At 49.8% G+C, this 2,660-nt stretch carries 3 protein-coding genes; all 3 read left to right on the forward strand.

The genetic code is table 11. The annotated features are described in order from the left end of the window. Positions 1 to 411 (forward strand): HAD-IA family hydrolase (locus JJU47_RS01350; RefSeq protein ID WP_228615767.1); only part of this gene is annotated, 411 nt, incomplete at its 5' end. 56 nt (positions 412 to 467) lie between these two features. After that, complete coding sequence (locus JJU47_RS01355) at positions 468 to 2,081, forward strand: alpha-glucosidase (protein ID WP_228615768.1); 1,614 nt, start codon at positions 468 to 470, stop codon at positions 2,079 to 2,081. 381 nt (positions 2,082 to 2,462) lie between these two features. Next, on the forward strand, positions 2,463 to 2,660 hold a 198-nt coding region (locus JJU47_RS01360; protein WP_300997388.1), incomplete at its 3' end, for a carbon starvation CstA family protein.

The raw sequence follows: 2,660 nt of genomic DNA on the forward strand, positions 1-2,660 counted from the left end.
GTATCGCTCATTTCTAAAATTACGAGCGAGGATATCCTTCCGGGAATAGAGGTGTTCTTACAAGAATTAAAACGAGCGGGATATAAGATTGGTATGGCGTCGGCGTCAAAAAATGCATATATGGTGACGAAACAACTCGGACTTCTCGATGCGTTTGACCATATCGTCGATGCGGCAACGGTCGCCGAGTCGAAACCACATCCAGAAGTGTTTCTAAAGGCAGCGATGGCGCTAGGCGTCGAGCCTAAAGAGTGCGTTGGTGTAGAGGATGCCGTCGCTGGGGTGGAAGCGATCCATGCAGCGGGCATGTTCGCCGTCGGCATCGGGGACCCGGCCGTGTTGACAGAAGCGGACCTTGTATTCACGGACACGACAGGCCTCACCCTCGACAACGTCTTGGCACGGATTTAAAAAAACGAAGCCTCGAGTGCACACGCTCGAGGCCATTTTTATAAGGAGGAATCTGAATGAAGCAAACATGGTGGAAAGAAGCGGTCGTCTATCAAGTATATTGGCGAAGCTTTCTTGATACGAACGGTGACGGATATGGCGATTTGGAAGGGGTGCGGCAAAAGCTCCCTTACATCAAAGAGCTTGGTGCGGACGTCGTCTGGTTGAATCCGTTCTATGTGTCCCCGGACCGTGACAACGGCTATGACATTGCGGATTATTATAAGGTGATGGACAAGGCGGGGACGATGGAGGACTTCGAACGCTTGCTCGACGAAGCCCATGCGCTCGGACTGAAAGTCATCTTAGACCTCGTCGTCAATCACACGTCAGACGAACATCCGTGGTTCCTCGAGGCGAAGGCGTCTCAAGACTCGTCGAAGCGCGACTATTACATTTGGCACGATCCCGTCAACGGGGGTGCGCCGAACAATTGGCGCTCGTATTTCGCTCCGTCCTGCTGGGAATATGAGGCGGTCAGTGAGCAATATTACTACCACTCGTTCGCGGTTGAGCAACCAGACCTCAACTGGGAGAACACGACGCTTCGTCAGGAAATTTATCAGATGATGCGGTTTTGGCTCGACAAAGGAATCGACGGGTTCCGTATGGATGTGATCAACCTACTAGCGAAACGAAAAAATTTGTCTGACGTCGACAATCCATATGACCTTAGCTATTTGGCGAACAATCCTGGAATCCATGAGTATTTACAGGAAATGCACGAAGAGGTATTGCGGCATTATGACTGCATGACGGTCGGGGAAATTCCATTCGTCACGCCGGAAGAAGGACTTCTTTATGTCGATGAGTCGCGTCGAGAGCTAGATACACTGTTCCACTTCCAAATCGCCGATGAGATGCCGACGTGGGATATGCACCGATTCAAACAGATTCAACGGGATTGGTATGAAGGGTTGAAGGGGCGGGGATGGAACTCACAATTCTTGAACAACCACGACCATACGCGCCAAGTGACCCGGTACGGGAACGACCGCGAGCATCGCGTCGCCTCGGCTAAACTACTCGCGACATTGACGCATACGCTCCCGGGGATGCCGTATATTTATCAAGGGGAAGAAATCGGGATGACCGGGGTGACGTTCGATTCGATTGATGACTATCAAGACATCGCCATGATCAATCGTTACAATGAAGAAGTGGCAAAAGGACGTGACCCAAGAGCGGTGCTCGAGAGCCTGCAGTTGCTCAGTCGGGACAACTCTCGGACGCCGATGCAATGGACGGATGAATCACAGGCAGGCTTCACGACAGGAGAACCGTGGATGAGTGTCAATCCGAACTATGTCGACGTGAACGTGGAGGCTGATATACAACGTGAAGATTCCGTATTTCGTTATTATCAGCAATTGATTCAGTTGCGAAAGTCACACAAGGCTCTCATATACGGGGAGTTTACTGATTTGCTACCAGAAGATGAAGCGCTCCATGGGTACGAGCGGACGTTAGGCGAGATTCGTTTTACAATCATCTTGAATCACTCGGACGAAACGAGGGAGTTTCCGTTTGAACTCGATCCGAAGACGTTAGTGCTTCAAAATATCGAAAATAACGATACGCGATTGCTTCCGCATGAAGCCCGCATCTATATGACAAAGGCCGCTCAGTGATGAAGCGGTCTTTGTCTTAACATACGTTCTTTCTCGTCACTAGGAGAGTGTAGAACGTTGCGTGCCAGATCAACACATGACAATGAAGGAGGTGGCTACCGCGAGTGCGAAATATCCACGTCGTTGTTTCAGTCCGTTCATCCTTTTTCATCCCATCGTCCCCGGAACCTTGCATGCGACAATGGTAATGAACGAAGGAAGCGTTTTCATAAAAATGGCTCTATATCAACGTTTGTCTAATTAATGAACAGTGGTCTTTTCATGTGAAATAGTGAGCAAAAACAACTGGCGCATCAAAGGAGACCCTGCTATATTTGACTTGTGATAAATCTCACAATAAATCATTCATCTATTACCAGTCATATATAGGAGGAACATCACATGATCACATTCTTCATCGCATTAGGACTATTATTGCTCGGGTATCTCGTTTACGGTCGTTACGTCGAGAAGACGTTCGGCATCAAGGAAGAGCGGACGACGCCCGCCTACGCGTCACAGGACGGCATCGACTACGTGCCGATGGGCAAGAAGCGCAACTCGATGATCCAGCTGTTGAACATCGCCGGCGTCGGACCG

It is taken from the genome of Exiguobacterium sp., from assembly GCF_020832205.1.
Lineage (GTDB): Bacteria > Bacillota > Bacilli > Exiguobacteriales > Exiguobacteriaceae > Exiguobacterium.

What these genes read in the sequence shown, in the direction of transcription:
- JJU47_RS01355 (WP_228615768.1), top strand. Translation starts at nt 468, where the DNA reads ATGAAGCAAACATGGTGGAAAGAAGCGGTCGTCTATCAAGTATATTGG.